The organism is Marinobacter sp., from assembly GCF_033722195.1.
Classification (GTDB): Bacteria; Pseudomonadota; Gammaproteobacteria; order Pseudomonadales; family Oleiphilaceae; genus Marinobacter.
In genome coordinates, this window is record NZ_JAWVZL010000059.1 from 1 (window position 1) to 18,314 (window position 18,314).

Consider the following 18,314-nt stretch of genomic DNA (forward strand, 5'->3'; position numbering starts at 1 on the left):
CACCACCGCCGGCTGCGAGGCTTTCCGCTACCAGCCACCGGAGCATGCGGCGGTGGTCCAGGCGCTGGTGGATGCCGGTGCCATTCCCATCGGCAAGACCAACCTGGATCAGTTCGCCACCGGCCTGGTGGGCACACGCTCACCGGAACCCTGGGGGCCCTGCCGCAACAGTTTCGATCCCGACTACATCTCCGGCGGCTCGTCCTCCGGCTCCGCGGTTGCCACCGCCCTGGGGCTGGTGAGCTTTGCCCTGGGCACGGATACCGCCGGCTCCGGCCGGGTGCCGGCCGCCTTCAACAACCTGGTCGGCCTCAAGCCCAGCCTGGGCCGAATCAGTGTCCGCGGCGTGGTGCCGGCCTGCCAGAGCCTGGACTGCGTCTCCATCTTCGCCCGCTCGGCGGCCCAGGCCGCCACCCTGCTGGCGGTGGCCTCGGCCCGTGACCCGCAGGACCCCTGGCAGCGCCCGCTGCCGGTCGGGCAACGGCCGTTACCGCAACACTTCCGGTTTGGCGTGCCACGCCCGGCGCAGCTGGAATTCGACGGCGATGGGGCCTGCCAGCGGCTGTTCGAGCAGTCGGTGGCGGCGCTTACCGAGCTGGGCGGAACCCCGGTGGAGGTGGACTTCCAGCCCTTCAGCGATGCCGCCAGGCTGCTCTACGAAGGGCCCTGGGTGGCGGAACGCTACCTGGCCACCAGCCCGCTGATCCAGCACCAGCCCGAGGCCCTGCTCGAGGTGACCCGCGCCATCATCGGCCAGGGCAGCCAGGCCAACGCCGCCGACGCCTTCGCCGCCCGCTACCGGCTGCAGCAGCTCAAACTGCAGGCGGACCGGGTGTGGCAGCAGGTGGATGTGATGGTCACCCCCACCACCCCGGGTATCTACACCCAGGCCCAGGTGGCCGAGGAACCGGTGGCCCGCAACAGCCGCCTGGGCACCTACACCAACTTCATGAACCTGCTGGACTACAGCGCCGTGGCAGTGCCTTCCGGGTTCCTGGACAGCGGCCTGCCGCTGGGCTGCACCCTGTTCGCGCCGGCCTTCCAGGACGAAGCCCTGCTGGCGCTGGCCAGCCGACTGCATCCGCAGGCGGTGAAGCAGGTAGGCGCACTCGAAGATGCCGTCGAGGCGCCGATGCCGGCATCCACAGCCGGCACCATCGATGTTCTGGTCTGCGGCGCGCACCTGTCCGGCCTGCCCCTCAACCACCAGTTGACCGAGCGGGGCGGCGTGCTGGTGGAAACCACCGAAACCGCCGCCTGCTACCGCATGTACCTGCTGGCGGGCGGGCCCCCGCTGCGGCCCGGGCTGATCCGCGAATCCGAGCAAGGCGTGGCCTTGCCGGTGGAAATCTGGCGCCTGCCCGCCGACCGCTTCGGCAGCTTTGTGGTGGGCATTCCCGCGCCCCTGGGTATCGGCAAGGTGGAACTGAAGGACGGTCGCTGGGTGCCGGGATTCATCTGCGAGCCGGTGGGGCTGGAGGGTGCCGAGGAGATTACCCATCTGGGCGGCTGGCGGGGGTTTCTGGAAAGCGAAAAAGGACCAGAAAAGAGTTAACTATCAGGGCTTCTCTGGCAAGGCGATAACAACATCCTGACTTCGTAAGATACGCACAATCAGGACTATATCGTCATGGAGTCTGTAGTACACGGCGTGACTCCCGTATACCGTGCGCCGGTAACCCGGCCGCACATGATCAATAGCAGGGTACAGGAGCGGCTCGGTTGCGATCTGCTCAAAGCGACGTTCCAGACCTTCAGTGCAGGCCTCAGCCTGCTCCAGTCCAAAGGTCAGAACACCATAGACATAGATTGATTCGAAATCTTCGTCCGCCTGTCTGCCGAGTCTATAACAACCCATCCGCTTTCAGCCTCTCCCTGGCTGCTTTTCGAATATCACCCGGTGTGCGCTTGCTGATACCGCTCTCTTCACCCTCGAGGAGGGCAGCGCGTAACTGCTCTATGCCGGCATGACGTTCCTGGTCTCGCCGAATCAGATCGCGGATGTATTCGCTGTCATTGGTGAAATCACCACTGGCAATACGGGACTTGACCCATTCGCTCTGCCGGTCTGAAAGAGTGATGGTCTTTCGCACTGTTGGCATCCCGTTACCCTCCTACACCGAAACGCATACTATTGGTGCAGCATAGCGGTAAATCCGTTAACGGGACAGCCGACGCAGGCATGAGCCAAATTGCGGACATGAACCAGATTCCGCTGTGATCAGGTTGATTGCGGATTGGCCATTCATCTGCGTCAGCTCCCACTCGACTGGATCTCCGTGATGAGCAACAGGTCACAGGAAGACGGGTGTCCTGTTGATTCATTCCAGTTCTCCTACTCGAGTTAGATGCCCAGTGCCTGGGCACCGGTTTACAGTTGCTATGTTATAACATAACATTCATCGCTCGAGAGTCACACGCGTTTTGCAATTAACAGATCGAAGGAGCTTTCTGGGATGTCCGGAGAAACCAATGCCCTTGCCCATCCGATAGCCGTGCACGGCAGCAAGGTTGCCTGCCTGACAGAAATCTTCAGGGACGAGGTCAATCTGGTGGTCTGGGAGCGCGCCCTGAGCGATGACTGTACCCGTTTCGCGGGCGGCTTTTCGCGACAGGCCGGTGCCTTTGAACGCTTCGTTGGCCTTGAGGCCGGAGAGGGTGTTGACCAGATTCTGCCGGGCTGGGCGCAGGCCCTGCCCGGGGCTAAGGCCTGGCTGGCGGACGTCCAGGAGCTGGTGGAGATGTTTCGGTGCCTGTTCGAGCCGGCCGCGGTGGGTGTTCGTCTGCATGTGCTGGCGGACACCATGTGCCCGCGCTTCCATACCGACCGGGTACCGGCGCGGCTGCTGGTGACCTATGTCGGGCGGGGCACGGAATGGCTGCCGGAGACCCTGGTGAAACGACCAGCCCAGGCAGGCCCCCTGCCGGACCAGCAAGTGGGGGATGCCGATATTCAGGCCATTCCCACCGGTGCGGTCTCACTGCTCAAAGGCGAGGCCTGGATTGGCAACGAGGGCCATGGCCTTGTACACCGCTCGCCGGCGCCGGGCACCCACCCCCGGGTGGTTCTGGGCCTGGACTGGCTGTCCTGATTGCCGGTCATCAAGGTCCCACCCGAGGCTCGCGATAGAGGGCCCGGCCTCGGCAATAGAACCGGGCCGGGACAGAGGGAGAACGCGGTACAGCGATGCCATGATCGCTGCACCACGGGCGTCAGAAGTTGACGCTGAGGCTGCTGTAGACGGTGCGGGGCTCACCGCGGAAGGCAATGCCCTCGCCGAAGCCGCCGGCGTAGTACTCCTCGTCAAAGACGTTTTTCACCCCGAACTGGGCCGAGACCAGGCTGCCGCCGAGCTGGCGTTCGTGACGCAGGCTCAGGTCGGTGGTGATGTAGTCTTCCATCTCCACGGTGTTGCGGGCGCCGGTGTAGCGCTCACCCTCGTAAAAGACACCACCGCCCAGGAACCAGCGCCCGCCGCCCACGGTGGGCAGCCGGTAGTTGGCCCACAGGCTGGCCTCGTGTTCGGCGACATTGGGCAGGCGGTTGCCCTCATTGCCGTCGTTGTCCTTGGTGATCTCGTTGTCCTGGAAGGTGTAGCCGGCCTGGACCCGCAGCCGTTCGCTGACCTGTCCGCGCACCTCGAGCTCGAAGCCCTGGGTGGCGGCCTCGCCGATTTGGCGACCGAAGCCGGTGACCGGGTCGGTGGTGATCAGGTTCTTCTGGGTGAGGTCGAAGAAGGAGGCTGTCAGGATGGTCCGGCCCTGGGCGAATTCCTGCTTCACGCCAAGCTCGTACTGGGTGGCCTCCAGGGGGTCATCGTTGTCCGGATCGAAGCTGAACGACTGCTGGAACGAGCTGCTGTAGGTCGCGTAGAGGGAGGTCTGCGGGGTCAGCTTGTACAGGGCCGCCAGGCGCGGGTCGACGCTGTCCGGGCTCTCCTTGAACTCGTAACCGGGTTCGGCGTAGAGGTAATCGAGCTGGGTGTAGCGGACGCCGGCCAGCAGCTTGAGCTGTTCGCGGAACCACACCTCCGCCTGGCTGTAGACACCCCACTGGTCTGTTTCATTGGCGGTGCGGGCGAATTTATTGATACCCGGGTCGTCGTCCGACGGGAAGGTCACATCGTTATCCGGATTGAGCACATTGATGGAGTCGAAGTTGCTGAAGTTACCGGAGCCGGGCCCGGTGTCCTCCAGCTCGTTCTCGAGGTAGTCGGCACCGGCCAGGAAGCGCCAGTCGGTATCACCCACGGTGAGTTCGTGGATGAGGTTGGCCTCGACCTGGCGGTCGGTGGTGCGCAGGTTGGTCAGCGAGTACCGGCGGGAGATGGTGTCGTCCGCGGCCACCTGCTGGGAACCCGGGCGGAGTGCCCGCGCCTCGATCTCGTTGCGATGGAAGGTGACGGCGGCGTCCATGCGGGTACGGTCGCTGAGTTCGTAGTCGGCCCGCAGCTCGACGTCGAGGTCCTCGGTGATCTTCTCGTTGTCCAGCGCGCCCAGGAAGTCATCACGGTCGATACGGCTGTCGGGTTCGCCGTTGCGCGCCGGCACCCCGTACAAGAAGCTTTCGTCGTTGCGCAGGTAGCGCAGGTCCAGGTCCACCCGCAGGCGATCATCGGCACCCAGGAAGGACAATGAGGGCGCGATGAACTGCTGCTCGTTCTCAACGGTGTCACTGACGCCGCTACCGCCGTCGGCGGAGGCGATCAGACGGTAGAGGACGGTTCCGTCCTCGTTGACCGGACCGGTAAGGTCGATGCTGCCACGGCCCTGGCTGCCGTCGAGGGAGGGTGCCATGACCTGGCTGACACCCAGCTTGACCTCGGCGGCGGCCTCACGCTGCGGCCGCTTGGTCTGGATATTGACGAAGCCACCCGGGGACAGATCGCCGTAGAGCACGGAGAAGGGGCCTTTCAGGACCTCCACACTCTCCACGTTGGCAAGGCCGAGCGGGCCGGTGGAGCGCCGCTGCACGCCGTTGATCCTGACCAGCGAGGCATCGAAACCCCGGATGGTCACTTCCTCCTGGACCGAGACGTTGGCGGCATTGGGGCCTGTGCCCACACCCGGCACGTTGCGCAGGACTTCGGCGACTGTGCGGGCGTTCTGGTCCTCGATCAGTTCCTCGGTCACCACTGAAACGGACGCCGGTACGTCCACCAGGAACTCGCCGGTTTTGGTGGCCGAGGAGATCAGGGGTGCGCGGTAGCCCTCGGTGGCGCTGGGCCGCCAGCCCTCCACCACGATGGCGTCCAGTTGAACGGGGTCGTTCTCCTGCGCCCTGGTCAGGGTAACCCGGTTGCGGTCCACGAAACTGTAGCTCAGGCCGGTGCCCCGCAGCAGGGTCCGCAGCCCCTGCTCGACGGAATACTGCCCCTGCAGGCCCGGGCTGGTCTTGCCCCGGGTCAGATCGGAGGCCACCGACAACTCAATACCGGCTGCCAGGGCGAAGCGGTTGAGCACGGCGTCCAGGGCGCCGCCCTGGATATTGAACTGCTGCGCACCGGCCTGCTCGGTGGTGCCGCCGGCCTGCGCCATGGCGATCATGGGCGTGGCGGTGCCCAGGGCAACGGCGACACCGACGGCGATGAGCGAGAGCCGGCCGGCGCGGTATGTTTGCGGTCGGGAACGGGTGGATAAAACAGAGTGCATAGACAGACCTCAATATCGACTGGGTTGGTTCTATCTACTCTTCCGAACCAGATGGCAAAACCCGTAATGATTCTGAGAAGTATTTTCAACAACGGGATTCTGCCCGACATCGGGGATCATTCGGAAACCATGTACCCCTCACTCTGCAACCGCCACATCCGGGCATAGGTGCCGCCGGCACTGAGCAGGGCCTCATGGCTGCCTTCCTCAACGACCTCGCCCTGCTCCAGCACCAGGATCCGGTCCATGCCCGCCAGGGTGGACAGGCGATGGGCCACGGCAATCACGGTGCGCTGGGTCATCAGGTGCTGCAGGGCTTTCTGGATGTCCCGCTCGCTGCGGCTGTCCAGGGCCGAGGTGGCCTCATCCAGCAGCAGGATGGGCGCCTGCTTGAGGATGGCGCGGGCAATGGCGATGCGCTGGCGCTCGCCGCCGGACAGCTTGACGCCCCGCTCCCCCACCACCGCGCCGTAGCCGCCGTCACGGGCCATGATGAAGTCATGGCACTGGGCGGCCCGGGCGGCGGCCATGACCTCGTCATCACTGGCATCGGGGCGGGCGTAACGGATGTTCTCAAGGATGGAGCGGTGGAACAGCTCGGCGGTCTGGGACACTTCCGCCAGCTGGTGCTTGAGGCCTTCCAGAGTCAGCTCGCGGATATCCTGCCCGTCCAGCAGGATGCGCCCGCCCTGGGGGTCGTACTGCCGGGTGATCAGCCGCAGCAGGGTGGTCTTGCCGGCACCGGAACGGCCCACGATGCCGACTTTCTCGCCGGGGCGGACCGAGAGCGAGAGGCCCTCGAACACAGGTTTGCCGTCGCCGTAGCGAAACGTCAGGTTGTCCAGGGCCAAAGCCCCTTCAGCCCGGGACGGGGCTCCCGCCTCGGCTTTGCTGGTGATGGCAATGGGGTGGACCAGGGCGTCGAGGGATTCCTGCAGATCCCCCACATACTCGAAGCAGCCGAGGATGTTGTCCCCCAGGTCATTGATGGTCAGGGCAAGCTGGATGCCGATGGTGAGCATCATCACCAAATCGCCGGGAGACAGCCGGCCGGCGATGACTTCCCCCAGGGCGTGCCAGATCATCACCGACATGAAACCCACACTCAGGATCAGCTGGGCCAGCCGCATGACGGTGAAATGCAGCCGGGCGTCGCGGCCGCGGCGGTATTCCTCCTCCACCAGCGTGCGGAGCTGGCCCACCTCCGAGGCCTCCGCCGCGAAGCTGCGGACCACATCGTGGGCACCCATGGCGTCGGCAATCCGGCCGGACACCCGGGAGCGCGCCGCCGCCAGGGCGCTGACAATCCGGCCCATCCATCTCGCCAGCGCCAGGGAGACCAGCACAAATACCACCGAGAAAACGACAAACGCCAGGCCGTACCCCGGCAGGGCAGTGGCAAAGAGCACCGCGAAGACCACCAGGGTGGTGGCCACCCGCGCAAACGGCAGCACGAAGCTCTCGAACAGATTGGCGGAGGCCTGGCCGGCCTTGCGGATCTGTTGGGTCAGCGAGCCCACCATGCTGTTCTCGAAAAAGGTCTTGGACTGTTTCAGGGTCCAGGCGAACAGCTCGCTGTCGATCTGCGCCCGCATGCGGGGCATGGTGAAGGCGTTCAGCGCCGTGTAGAGCCGCTGCACGAAAGGCCCGGCAAACCAGGCCAGCACCAGCAGCCAGAACAGGCTGTACAAGTCCTCACTTCGCGCCGCCAGCTCGGCCGGGCCGGCCCCGTCGAGCTGATTGACGAACTCACCCACCAGGTAGGGCACCAGGCTCTGCAGGGTGGTGGCCACCAGGGTGATGGCCAGCAGACCGGCGGCACGCTTGGGCACATAACGGCGGACCACCCACCAGGTGAAACGGAAGGGTCGGTCAGAGAAGGGTGGCGTCATAGTGGACCTCGATGGCTCGGCGCGGACTCCGCCAGCCGGCGAAGTTGCAACTTGTAGGGGCCAGCTTACTGCATGGCTTGGGTATCCAGGGCACGTTTGGCCTCCCGCAGCATTGCCAGCGCCCCCAGGGGGCCATGGTTGGTCCAGGCAATGCCCTGCACCCCGGCGGCGCGGCCCTCGGCTATGGCGGCGTTGCGCTGCCAGACCGGGTGTCTGAGATATTTCGTCAGGGGCTCGTCCAGGTTATACAGGATGAAAAACAGGAAGTCCGCCTGCGCACCGGGCACCCGCTCCAGCGAGAGGTCATGGATGGCCCCCGGGCTGTCCGGTGTCACCGAGGCCTCATTCACCGGCACCACTACCCTGAGCCCCGCCTCGCTCAGCAGGCGACCGGCGTTGGACGGCGGCCCGTACAGCCAGGTGGAGAACTGGCGCGGCCGAACGATGGCGATGTCAGTGCCGCCATGGGCCTGGCGGATCTCATCCTGGAGCTGTTGCAGCTCCCCGACCAGGGCCTCGGCACGCTCGTTGGCGCCCAGGGCACGGGCGATCTGCCTCAGGGGGGGACGGAAATCGCGCACGTCCGGCACCACCAGGGTCGGCGCAATCAGCGACAGCCGGCCATACAGGGTCGCTGCGTGCCAGGGATAGCCGATGATAAGGTCCGGCTTGAGCAAGGCAATGGCCTCCAGGCTGGGCTCGGAGGCCGTTCCGATGGGCCGTATACCCAGCGCCAGTGCCTGCTCCTGGATCGCCGGTGGCCAGAAACCGTCAGCGTCCGGATCGCCAATGCCATAGGCGGTGCTTGCCACCGGCGGGTGGCCCAGGGCGATCAGGGTGTCGGTGATCAACCCCGGCTCCAGGGAAACAATACGCTCGGGCATGGCCTCGAGCACCGTCCGACCATACTCATGGTCGATGGTAACGGGGTAACCGCCCTGCCCCTGGCCAAGACAAAGCGCAGGGCCCGCAAGAACGGCCAGCAGGACAGAAATGGTCAGCAGGCGCCTCATCGCCCTTCCTCCGCAATCCGCGCATCGAAGTGCTCCGCCCAGCGCTGCTGCCGGTCCGCTTCACTGCGCAGGGGGCAGGTGAAGCAGAAGCGCCGCTCGCTGCGGGTGTAGAACAGGCAGCAGGTATTGCGGATGCGGTGACGGAAGAGCCGGCCCCGATGCGGGAAGTCGTGGAAGCCGGCGCGGCCCCACAGGGGCGGCCCGCCGTGACCGAGCATCTCGCCGTAGCGGAACCCCACATCGTCACCGTAATGCTCACGGGCATACCACCAGGCACCGACGATGGCCAGATCCGCCACCACCCGCAACTGGGTGCGCAGGCCCCGCCGCGCGGGCCTGGCCAGCACCCGGGCCAGGGGCAGGTAGACGTCGTGCAGCTGTTGCAGCAGGCAGTCCCGCAACCCCTCCACAGAGGCCAGTACAGTCGCGTGCTCATGGCCGGCCTGGGGGTCATCCGGAAGGCAGGCAAAGTGGGCATCGCCAAGCACCGGCAAAGAGCAGGCCCCGTCTTCGTCGAAGCTGACCCAGACGGATTCGGGACCGGCCAAAGGCACCCGCTGGTGGATCGCGAAACTGCCGGTAAAGGCCCAGACGGTGTGCTCCACCACCTTCTCGAACAGCCAGGCGGCGCCGAAACGGGGGTCGTCACTGTCCCAGACCTCCGGCAACCGGGCCATCAGCCAGGCCAGCTTAGCATCCGACCGGGCCAGCGCCGCCAGCGACAGGTAACCCTCCGGTGGCCGGGGCGCCAGCTGGGGTAGGACCTCGTGCTCCTCACCCGCTGCGACGGCGGCCAGGGTGTTCGCCAGGGGTGTTTGCGCCATAGCCTCAGCCATCCTGGAACTCCTGGCGGCGGCCTGCCACAGCGGGTTCCGTTGTCGCACTGGCGGGGCCGGCGGCGCTTCTGGGTATCACCATGGGGCTGCCGGTCAGAGGGTCCGGAATGACCACGCTGTCGATGGCGAACACCTTTTGCACCAGCGCCGGTGTCACCACCTGGCCTGGCGCCCCTGCGGCCTCCACCTGGCCATCCCTTAGGGCAATGAGGTGGTCGGCGTAACGGCTGGCCTCGTTGAGATCGTGCAGCACCATGATGATGGTGGTGCCCCGCTCCCGGTTGAGGCGATGCAGAAGATCCAGCACCTCCAGGCGGTGGGCGATGTCCAGGAAGGTGGTGGGTTCGTCCAGCAGCAGGATATCGGTTTGCTGGGCCAGGGCCATGGCGATCCAGGCCCGCTGGCGCTGGCCGCCGGAGAGCTCGTCCACCGGCCGGTCCTGCAGGTCCAGGGTGCCGGTGAGGGTCAGGGCCTCGGTGACGGCGCGTTCGTCCTCGTCCCGCCAGTAGGCGAACAGGCCCTGGTGGGGAAACCGGCCGCGGCCCACCAGGTCCCGCACCGTCAGGCCTTCCGGTGTCACCGGCGACTGCGGCAACATGCCCAGACGACGGGCCAGCTGGCGGGTGGGCAACTGATGGACGGACTTGCCGTCCAGCAGCACCTGGCCGGATTCCGGCGCCAGCAGGCGGGCAGTGGCCTTGAGCAGGGTGGACTTGCCACAGGCGTTGGCACCGACGATCACCGTGACAGCGCCACCGGGAAAGGCCACGGACATATCCCGGATCACCGGCCGGCCGGCGTATCCCAGAGTCACGTGCTGCGCGCGCAGATCAGGCATGGTTGGACTCCTCAGGCCTTGCGGTTTTCACGATACAGGAGGTACAGGAACAGCGGCGCCCCGGTAGCGGCCGTAATCAGTCCCACCGGCAGGGTGACCGGCGCCATGGCGTGACGGGCGATCAGCTCCGACACCATCACCAGGCAGGCTCCGGTCAGGCCGGACAGCACCAGCACGCCGATGGTCAGGGGGCCGGCCAGCAGGCGGGCGATGTGGGGCGCCACCAGGGCCACAAAGGCGATGGGCCCGGCCACCGCCACCGCGGCACCGGCCAGGCAGGAGCCGATCAGCAGCAGCACCCCACGGTCCCGCTCCACCACCAGCCCCAGGGCCCGGGCCCTGTCATCGCCCAGCTGCAGCAACTGCAGACGGCGCAGCAGTATCAGGCTCAAGGGTGTCGCCAGCAGCAGGGTCATGCCCAACCAGCCCAGCAGCGGCCACTGCACCGAGGACAGCGAGCCGGCCAGCCAGACCAGGGCCGGGGTCACCGACTCCACCGGAAACTTGACGATCAGGTAACTGGTCAGCGCCGCCAGGATGGCGTTCACCCCGATGCCCACCAGCACCAGCCGGTTGCCTACCACACCCGCCTTCCAGGCCAGCAGGTAGATCGCAGCCGCGGTCATGAGGCTGCCCGTCATGGCCGCTGCCGGCACATAGGCCAGGCCGGTGCCGGTGGCAATCAGGCCAACCGCGGCCAGGCCGGCACCGGCGTTGATACCGATGATGTCCGGCGCCACCAAGGGATTGCGCACCAGGCCCTGGAACAGGCAGCCGGAGAGCCCGAGGGCAAAGCCCACCATTAACGCGGCCAGGGTTCTGGGCAGGCGGAGCTCCAGCAACACCAGAGTCTCGATAGCGGACAGTTGGCCGGCCAGGGCGGTCCAGACCGCCGCCGGTGACAACGGGTAAACGCCAAGGGTCAGGGACCAGACCGCCAGTGCGACCATGGCAGCCAGGACCGCCAGGCAGAACACAGCAGCGCGGGACAGGCCATGGCTCATAATTGCATCACCTTGTAGCGCCGCACCACCAGGATCAGCACCGGTGCTCCGATCAAGGCCGTGACAATGCCCGCCTGAAGCTCACCCGGCGCCACCACGACCCGGCCCAGGGTGTCGGCGGCCAGCAGCAGCGCGGGGCCCGCCAGCAGGCAGCCGGGAATGACCCAGCGGTAATCCGGCCCCATCAGCAACCGCACCAGGTGGGGAACCGCCAGGCCGACAAAGCCGATCGGCCCCACCGCCGCCACCGCGGCGCCGCACAGCAGCACCGTTGCCAGGGTGGCCAGCGCCCGGATCCGGCCGGTGTTCTGGCCCAGGGTGGTGGCCACCGCCTCTCCCAGGTTGAGAGCATTGAGCTGGTGACTGATGGCCAGCGCCAGCACCAGGCCCACCAACAGGAACGGCAGGGTAAAGGCGCTGTCCGCCAGGGACTGGCCGCCGATGGAGCCGGCCAGCCAGAACCGGACCTCGTCCAGGGTCTGCTGGTCGAAGATCAGGATGCCGCTGACCCAAGCCGACAGCAAGATGCCCACCACCGTGCCCGCCAGCGCCAGTTTCACCGGGGTGGCGCCACTGCCGGCCGACCCGATCAGGTAGGTCAGGGTCACGGCGCCCACCGCACCCGCGAAGGCGGCGATCACCAGCACCAGGGGGCTGCTCAGGCCGGCCACGAATGAGAGGGTCACCACTGCAAAGGCGGCACCGGCATTGAGCCCGAAGATGGTTGGCGACGCCAGTGGATTGCGGGTGACCGCCTGCATCAGCGCCCCGGCCACCGCCAGGGCGGCGCCCGCCAGAATAGCCAGGATCACCCGGGGCAGGCGCAGGGTTCGCACCACCAGGTGTTCGTCGGAGCCGTCGTAGGCCACCAGGCTCTCCAGCACCGTCGCCGTGGACAGCGGCAGGGACCCGATGCGCAGACTGGCGATGGCGGCCAGGATCATCAGCAGGCACAGCAAAGCCATCGTGATCGACTGGCGGCGAACGGGGGCTTTTACCCTGGTGTCGGGTCGGTTCTGCATCAAGGAGGATCAACGGCCGGTGATGATTTGGGTGGGTTCCATCTACTCTTCCGAATGAAACCGCAAAACCCGTAAGGATTTTCCGGAAATCCATGCCGCTTAAGGTGCGGGAAGATGGCATACCGGCCTGATCGGTGGCGCTCAGTGGGCCGGAATGACCTTGACCCAGTAATCGGTGTGGTACTTCAAGGCCACCGGCAGGCTGCCGGCGAGACTCTGCAGCGCCCGGTCGGTGTCCGCCAGGGTGAAGACCCCGCTGATGGTCATTTCGGCCACCGCGTCATCGCACAGGGTGAAGCCGGGCCGGTAACGGGCGATCTCCTCGACGAAGTCCGCTACCCGCATGCCCTCGGCCACCAGCTTGCCCTGGCGCCAACTCACCGCGGATGCCGGCATGGGTGATGGCGCATCCACCCTGAGCCCGTCCACCCGGGCCTGCTGACCGGGCACTATACGCTGCGAGCCACCGCCACTGCCGCTTTGCGCCCTGACCGCCCCCTCCAGCACGGCGACACGGGCGTGATCCGGGTACTGCCGGACACTGAATTCGGTCCCCAGGGCCTCCAGTTCACCGAACCGGGTCTGCACCACAAAGCGACGGCGGGGGGATTCCTGACCGGTGCTGACCAGGATTTCCCCTTCGTGGAGCCGGATACGCCGCTCACCGGAAGAAAAGCTGACATCCACCGCCGTGTCGGTGTTGAGGGTCAGGCGGGTGCCATCTTTTAGGGTGTAGGTCTGACTTTCACCGACGCCGGTCCGGTACTGCGCCAGCAAACCCGCGCCAACACGGGCGTGCGGCGCCGCCAGCCAGGCCCCGGCACCGACCACGGCCAGCAGGGAGAGGTTGAGAAACTGCCGTCGTGACACCACTGCCTTGCGAGCGGACTCCAGAATCTCGGTGCCGGCGGGAATCGAGGCGAACTTGCCGGATACCCGGCACATCCGCTGCCAGGCCTGTTCGTGCCGGGGATCGGCGGCACGCCACTGCTGGCAGGCAAGGCGGTCCTGGTCGCTGACATCATCCGCCAGCAGACGCGCCATCCAGCGCGCCGCCGCTTCAATATGATCGGGCTCCGCTGGCCCCCCGTCGGCCAGGAAGGGTTGATGGCTGCCCATGGTCAAGGCACCTCCAGTGCCAGGCAGCAGGCGGCCAGCCCGCGGGCCACGTACTTCTCCACCGAGGACACCGACACCGACAGCTCGCTGGCAATGGCGGCATAACTGAGACCATCCAGCTGGCGCAGGAGCAGGGCCCTGCGCACTTTGTGGGGCAGGCCATCCAGCAGGGCGGCGATCTCGGACAGGGTCTCTATGATGGCGTGGTGGGTTTCCGGGCTCGGGGCGGCCGCCTCCGGCAGACGGCTGAGGCTTTCCAGATAGGCCTCTTCGATCTTCTGGCGGCGGTAGCTGTCGATCATCAGCCCTTTGGCGATGCGGGTCAGGTAGCGGCGGGACTCTCCGGCCGGCGGCTGGTTGCCGGTCTTGAGGAGGCGCAGAAAGGTATCCTGGGCCAGGTCCGCCGCTTTCTCCGAGCAGCCCAGCCGGGAATACAGCCAGTGCCGCAACCAGGACTGGTTTTCCTGGTACAGGCTGTCGAGGCTGTGGGAGAAAGTGGCTGACGGCATGGGCTTCGAGCACGTGATTTTTTACGATCCTTAAATGATAACGATTATTATCTGCAGGATCAAATATTACGCATTCTCATGCACTGCCGCCGGCTGGCGTTCGGCCGGCGCGGCGACCTTGCTGCCGATTCTGCTTCCTCTACTCCACCGTCACACTCTTGGCCAGGTTGCGTGGCTGGTCCACGTCCGTGCCCTTCAGTACCGCCACGTGATAGCTCAGCAGCTGCAGCGGCAGGGTGTAGACGATGGGCGCGGTGATCGGATGCACCTCAGGAATCTGCATCACGTGAATACCCGGCTCGGACTTCAGGGCCGATTCGCCATCGGCGAATACGAACAGCTCCCCGCCCCTGGCCCGGACTTCCTCCAGGTTGGACTTGAGCTTCTCCAGCATGTCGTTGTTGGGGGCCACGGTGACCACCGGCATCTCGCTGTCCACCAGGGCCAGGGGGCCGTGCTTTAACTCGCCGGCAGGGTAGGCCTCGGCGTGGATGTAGGAGATTTCCTTGAGCTTGAGCGCACCCTCCAGCGCCACCGGGTACAGTGAGCCCCGGCCCAGGAACAGGCTGTGGTTCTTGTCGATGAAGGCGCCGCTGAGTTCGGCAATGGCCGGGTCCAGCGCCAGGGCGGCCTGGACCTGGCTCGGCAGGGCCTTGAGGGCCTTGACCAGTTCCGCCTCTTTTTCAGCCGCCAGGCCGTTATGGCGGGCCAGGGCGATGGTGAACATCAGCAGCGCGGTGAGCTGGGTGGTGAAAGCCTTGGTGGAGGCGACACCGATCTCGGGGCCGGCCTGGGTCATGATCACCAGGTCGGATTCTCGCACCAGGGAGCTGCCCGGCACGTTGCAGATGGCCAGGGCGGCGCGGAAGCCGGCCTTCTTGGCCTGGCGCAGGGCGGCCAGGGTGTCGGCGGTCTCACCGGACTGGGAGATGCACAGGAACAGGGTGTCCGGCTGGATCACGTGCTTGCGGTAACGGAACTCGGAGGCCACCTCCACCGAGCAGGGCACACCGGCCAGTTCCTCGATCCAGTAGCGCGCCACCATACCGGCGTGGTAGCTGGTGCCGCAGGCGATGATCTGGACGTGGCGGACGTTCTCCAGCAGTTTGCCGGCCTCGGTGCCCAGGGCCTGTTCCAGCACCCGGGAATCGGTCAGGCGGCCTTCCATGGTGGCCTTGATCACCGCCGGCTGCTCATAGATTTCCTTGAGCATGAAATGCCGGTACTCGCCCTTTTCGGCGGCGTCGGCGGAGTGCTCGAAACGGGTCACCGGGCGCTCCACCGGCTGATCATCACGGTCCCAGATGGTGACGCTGTCCTTGCGGATATCGGCGATGTCGCCCTCTTCCAGGAACATGAAACGGTCAGTGACCGGCAGCAGGGCGAGCTGGTCGGAGGCGGCGAAGTTCTCACCGATGCCGACGCCGATCACCAGCGGGCTGCCTTCCCGGCACACGATCAGGTGATCGGGCTCATCGGCGTGTACGACCGCCAGGGCATAGGCGCCCCGGAGATGGCGGGTGGCCTGCTTGACCGCCTCGGTGAGATTGCCGGTCTGGCGGTAAACCCGTTCGATCAGGTGCGCCACCACCTCGGTGTCGGTCTGGGAGGTAAAGTCGTAACCCTCGGCCCGAAGCTCGTCCCGCAGCTCCTGGTAGTTCTCGATGATGCCGTTGTGGACCAGGGCCAGGCGGTCGCCGGACATGTGGGGGTGGGCGTTCAGGCGGGAGGGTTCACCGTGGGTGGCCCAGCGGGTATGGGCGATGCCCACCACGCCCTTGGGGGGCGCCTGCTCCACCATCTCCGCCAGCGCCGCCACCTTGCCCAGCTCCCGGGCCCGCTGGATGTCGGCATCCGGCGACAGTACCGCCAAGCCGGCGGAGTCGTAACCCCGGTACTCCAGCCTGCGAAGGCCTTCCAACAGAATGCCCTGGACGTCCCTTTCCGATACCGCGCCTACGATTCCGCACATGTGCCTGCTTTCCTGTCTTTCGTCTGAATCAGTGTTGGAGTTGCCGGTTACTTCTTCTGGGGCCGCGGCCAGTCGGCAATGTTGCGCTGCCGGCCACGGGCCACCGCCAGTTCGTCTGCGGCAATGTCCCGGGTGATGGTGGAGCCGGCGCCGATCGTCGCGCCCCGGGCGACCGTCACCGGCGCCACCAGAGCGGTGTTGGAGCCGACAAAGACCCCGTCCTCCAGCACCGTCTGGAACTTGTTGACCCCATCATAATTGCAGGTGATGGTTCCTGCACCCACATTGACGTCCCGGCCCAGGGTGGCATCCCCCACGTAGCTGAGATGGTTGATCTTGCTGCCGGCACCCACCTGGGCCTTCTTGGTTTCCACGAAGTTGCCCACCTTGGTGTTTTCCGCCAGGACGGTGCCGGGGCGCAGGCGGGCGAACGGGCCCACCTGGGCGCCCTCGCCTACCTCGGCGCCGTCGATCACCGAGTGGGCGTGGATCACCGCGCCATCGGCGATACGGGCGTTGCGGATGACACAGCCCGGGCCAATGGCGACGCCGGCGCCCAGGCTCACCTGACCTTCCAGTACCACGTTGACGTCGATCAGCACGTCCGGGCCGACGGTGACCTCACCGCGGACGTCAAGCCTGGCCGGATCCATCAGGGTAGCGCCTTCGGTCATCAGGCGATGGGCTTCCCGGCCCTGGTGCCAGCGCTCGAGTTCGGCCAGCTGGACACGGTTGTTGACGCCCTGCACCTCGAAGGCGTTGTCCGGGTGTGCCACCGCCACCCGCAGACCGTCCGCCACTGCCATGGCAATGATGTCGGTCAGGTAGTACTCGCCCTGGGCATTGCTGTTGGACAGTTTCGGCAGCCAGTGCTTGAGATGGCGCGCCGCCACCGACAGGATGCCGGTGTTCACTTCCCGGATGGCCCTCTGCTCGGGGCTGGCGTCTTTCTGCTCGACAATGGCCTGCACCTCGCCGGCGCTGTTGCGGACAATGCGGCCGTAACCTTCAGGGTTGTCCAGGTTCACGGTGAGCAGCGACAGGGTGTCGTCCCCGGCCTCGGCCAGGCGCCGGAGAGTGGCGGACCCGGTCAGCGGGACGTCGCCGTAGAGCACCAGCACCCGGGCGTCATCCGGTACCTGGGGCAGGGCCTGGGCGACGGCGTGGCCGGTGCCCAACTGCTCGGCCTGCAGGGCCCAGTGAAGATCGGCGGCGGGGGTGGCCTCGCGGACCTGATCAGCACCGTGGCCAATCACGCCGTGAATACCGGCCGCATCCAGCGTACGGGCGGTATCGATGACATGGTGCAGCATGGGTTTGCCGGCCACGCCGTGCAGCACCTTGGGCAGGCGTGACTTCATCCGTGAGCCCTGGCCGGCAGCCAGGATGATGACGTGAAGGGGCTGTGTCATGGGTAAATCATCTCTGATGTAGGGGCCGCAATAAAAAAGCCGCAACCTTTGGAGTAATGGCCCCGATGGGCCACCACTCGGTCAGGGTGCGGCTTTGGCGTACAGCTGGCGTCCTGGACGTTAGCGCATCTTCCGGCGCAGGTCCTGGATGGTGCGAAGCTGAGCGGCGGCTTCGGCCAGCTCGGCCGCGGCCCGGGAGTATTCGAACTCGCCGGTGCGGTTGGCCAGAGCTTTCTCTGCTTCCCGCTGGGCTTCCACCGCAGCGGCTTCATCCAGGTCCTTGGCGCGGGTGGCGGTGTCGGCCAGCAAGGTCACGATGGAGGGCTGAACCTCCAGATAGCCGCCGGAGACGTAGAGGATTTCCTCCTCGCCACCCTGCTTGATCACCCGGACCGGGCCCGGCTTCAGTGCGGTAAGCAGCGGGGCATGGCCGGGTGCAATACCCAGCTCACCCTCACTCCCGGTCGCGATCAGCATCTCAACCAGTCCGGAGTAGATCTTTTCTTCGGCACTCACCACGTCACAATGCACGGTCATACCCATCTCATTTGCCTCTTTGATCGGTCCGGAAACGAAGTCCCATTACTTCTTCTTGGACTTCATTTCCTTGGCCTTCTCAACAGCCTCTTCAATGGTACCTACCATGTAGAAGGCCTGCTCGGGCATATCGTCGTAATCGCCGTTCAGGATGCCCTTGAAGCTGCTGATGGTTTCCTTCAGGGACACGTACTTACCCGGTGAGCCGGTGAAGACCTCGGCTACGTGGAAAGGCTGTGACAGGAAACGCTCGATCTTACGGGCCCGGGCGACGGTCAGCTTGTCTTCTTCCGACAGCTCGTCCATACCCAGGATCGCGATGATGTCCTTCAGCTCCTTGTAGCGCTGCAGGTTGGTCTGCACGCCACGGGCCACTTCGTAGTGTTCGTGACCGATCACCAGCGGATCCAGCTGACGGGAGGTGGAGTCCAGCGGGTCGATCGCCGGGTAGATACCCTTGGAGGCGATGTCACGGCTCAGTACCACGGTGGCGTCCAGGTGCGAGAAG

Annotated in this window: 16 protein-coding genes and 1 pseudogene; 2 read left to right on the forward strand and 15 right to left on the reverse strand. The window is 65.9% G+C overall.

What is annotated here, in order from left to right; all coding sequences use genetic code 11:
- Positions 1-1,555: allophanate hydrolase (gene atzF / locus R3280_RS11155; protein WP_318998685.1), on the forward strand; the 1,555-nt coding region annotated here is incomplete at its 5' end.
- A 3-nt stretch (positions 1,556-1,558) separates the two neighbouring features.
- Here atzF and R3280_RS16900 read toward each other — a convergent pair.
- Positions 1,559-1,858, reverse strand: a complete 300-nt coding sequence (locus R3280_RS16900; RefSeq protein WP_413468772.1) for a type II toxin-antitoxin system RelE/ParE family toxin — start codon at positions 1,856-1,858, stop codon at positions 1,559-1,561.
- Positions 1,845-2,102: a type II toxin-antitoxin system ParD family antitoxin gene (locus R3280_RS11160; protein WP_318998686.1), complete on the reverse strand. Its 258-nt coding sequence runs from the start codon at positions 2,100-2,102 to the stop codon at positions 1,845-1,847. The genes R3280_RS16900 and R3280_RS11160 overlap by 14 nt, the downstream gene beginning before the upstream one ends.
- A gap of 354 nt (positions 2,103-2,456) precedes the next feature.
- On the opposite strand from R3280_RS11160, the gene R3280_RS11165 reads away from it, so the two are divergent.
- Entirely contained in the window at positions 2,457-3,092 is a 636-nt protein-coding gene (locus R3280_RS11165) for a DUF1826 domain-containing protein (protein ID WP_318998687.1), read from the forward strand.
- Between the two features lie 121 nt (positions 3,093-3,213).
- Here R3280_RS11165 and R3280_RS11170 read toward each other — a convergent pair whose 3' ends face one another.
- The 13 genes and pseudogenes from R3280_RS11170 to R3280_RS11230 all read right to left on the reverse strand — a co-directional run.
- Positions 3,214-5,652 carry a TonB-dependent receptor gene (locus R3280_RS11170; RefSeq protein WP_318998688.1) on the reverse strand — a complete coding sequence of 813 codons (2,439 nt, stop codon included), beginning with the start codon at positions 5,650-5,652 and terminating at the stop codon, positions 3,214-3,216.
- A gap of 116 nt (positions 5,653-5,768) precedes the next feature.
- A complete protein-coding gene (locus R3280_RS11175; RefSeq protein WP_318998689.1) occupies positions 5,769-7,544 on the reverse strand; it encodes an ABC transporter ATP-binding protein in 1,776 nt (591 codons plus the stop codon).
- Between the two features lie 65 nt (positions 7,545-7,609).
- Entirely contained in the window at positions 7,610-8,557 is a 948-nt protein-coding gene (locus tag R3280_RS11180; protein ID WP_318998690.1) for an iron-siderophore ABC transporter substrate-binding protein, read from the reverse strand.
- A complete protein-coding gene (locus tag R3280_RS11185; protein WP_318998691.1) occupies positions 8,554-9,381 on the reverse strand; it encodes a (2Fe-2S)-binding protein in 828 nt (275 codons plus the stop codon). The genes R3280_RS11180 and R3280_RS11185 overlap by 4 nt, the downstream gene beginning before the upstream one ends.
- Positions 9,382-9,385: 4 nt before the next feature.
- Complete coding sequence (locus R3280_RS11190) at positions 9,386-10,231, reverse strand: ABC transporter ATP-binding protein (protein ID WP_318998692.1); 846 nt, start codon at positions 10,229-10,231, stop codon at positions 9,386-9,388.
- Positions 10,232-10,242: 11 nt separating this feature from the next.
- On the reverse strand, positions 10,243-11,235 hold the full coding sequence (locus R3280_RS11195) for a FecCD family ABC transporter permease (protein ID WP_318998693.1): 993 nt from the start codon (positions 11,233-11,235) through the stop codon (positions 10,243-10,245).
- Positions 11,232-12,257, reverse strand: coding sequence for an iron ABC transporter permease (locus R3280_RS11200; protein WP_318998694.1), 1,026 nt, complete (start codon positions 12,255-12,257; stop codon positions 11,232-11,234). Before R3280_RS11200 ends, R3280_RS11195 begins: the two co-directional genes overlap by 4 nt.
- A 141-nt stretch (positions 12,258-12,398) precedes the next feature.
- On the reverse strand, positions 12,399-13,376 hold the full coding sequence (locus tag R3280_RS11205; RefSeq protein WP_318998695.1) for a FecR domain-containing protein: 978 nt from the start codon (positions 13,374-13,376) through the stop codon (positions 12,399-12,401).
- A 2-nt stretch (positions 13,377-13,378) separates the two neighbouring features.
- A complete protein-coding gene (locus R3280_RS11210) occupies positions 13,379-13,885 on the reverse strand; it encodes a sigma-70 family RNA polymerase sigma factor (RefSeq protein WP_318998696.1) in 507 nt (168 codons plus the stop codon).
- A gap of 139 nt (positions 13,886-14,024) precedes the next feature.
- Positions 14,025-15,857, reverse strand: a complete 1,833-nt coding sequence (gene glmS, locus R3280_RS11215) for a glutamine--fructose-6-phosphate transaminase (isomerizing) (RefSeq protein ID WP_318998697.1) — start codon at positions 15,855-15,857, stop codon at positions 14,025-14,027.
- A 47-nt stretch (positions 15,858-15,904) separates the two neighbouring features.
- Positions 15,905-17,269, reverse strand: coding sequence for a bifunctional UDP-N-acetylglucosamine diphosphorylase/glucosamine-1-phosphate N-acetyltransferase GlmU (glmU, locus tag R3280_RS11220; RefSeq protein WP_318998698.1), 1,365 nt, complete (start codon positions 17,267-17,269; stop codon positions 15,905-15,907).
- A 120-nt stretch (positions 17,270-17,389) separates the two neighbouring features.
- A complete protein-coding gene (locus tag R3280_RS11225; RefSeq protein WP_318998699.1) occupies positions 17,390-17,812 on the reverse strand; it encodes a F0F1 ATP synthase subunit epsilon in 423 nt (140 codons plus the stop codon).
- 39 nt (positions 17,813-17,851) lie between these two features.
- Positions 17,852-18,314, reverse strand: a pseudogene (locus tag R3280_RS11230) (F0F1 ATP synthase subunit beta); the annotation flags it as partial.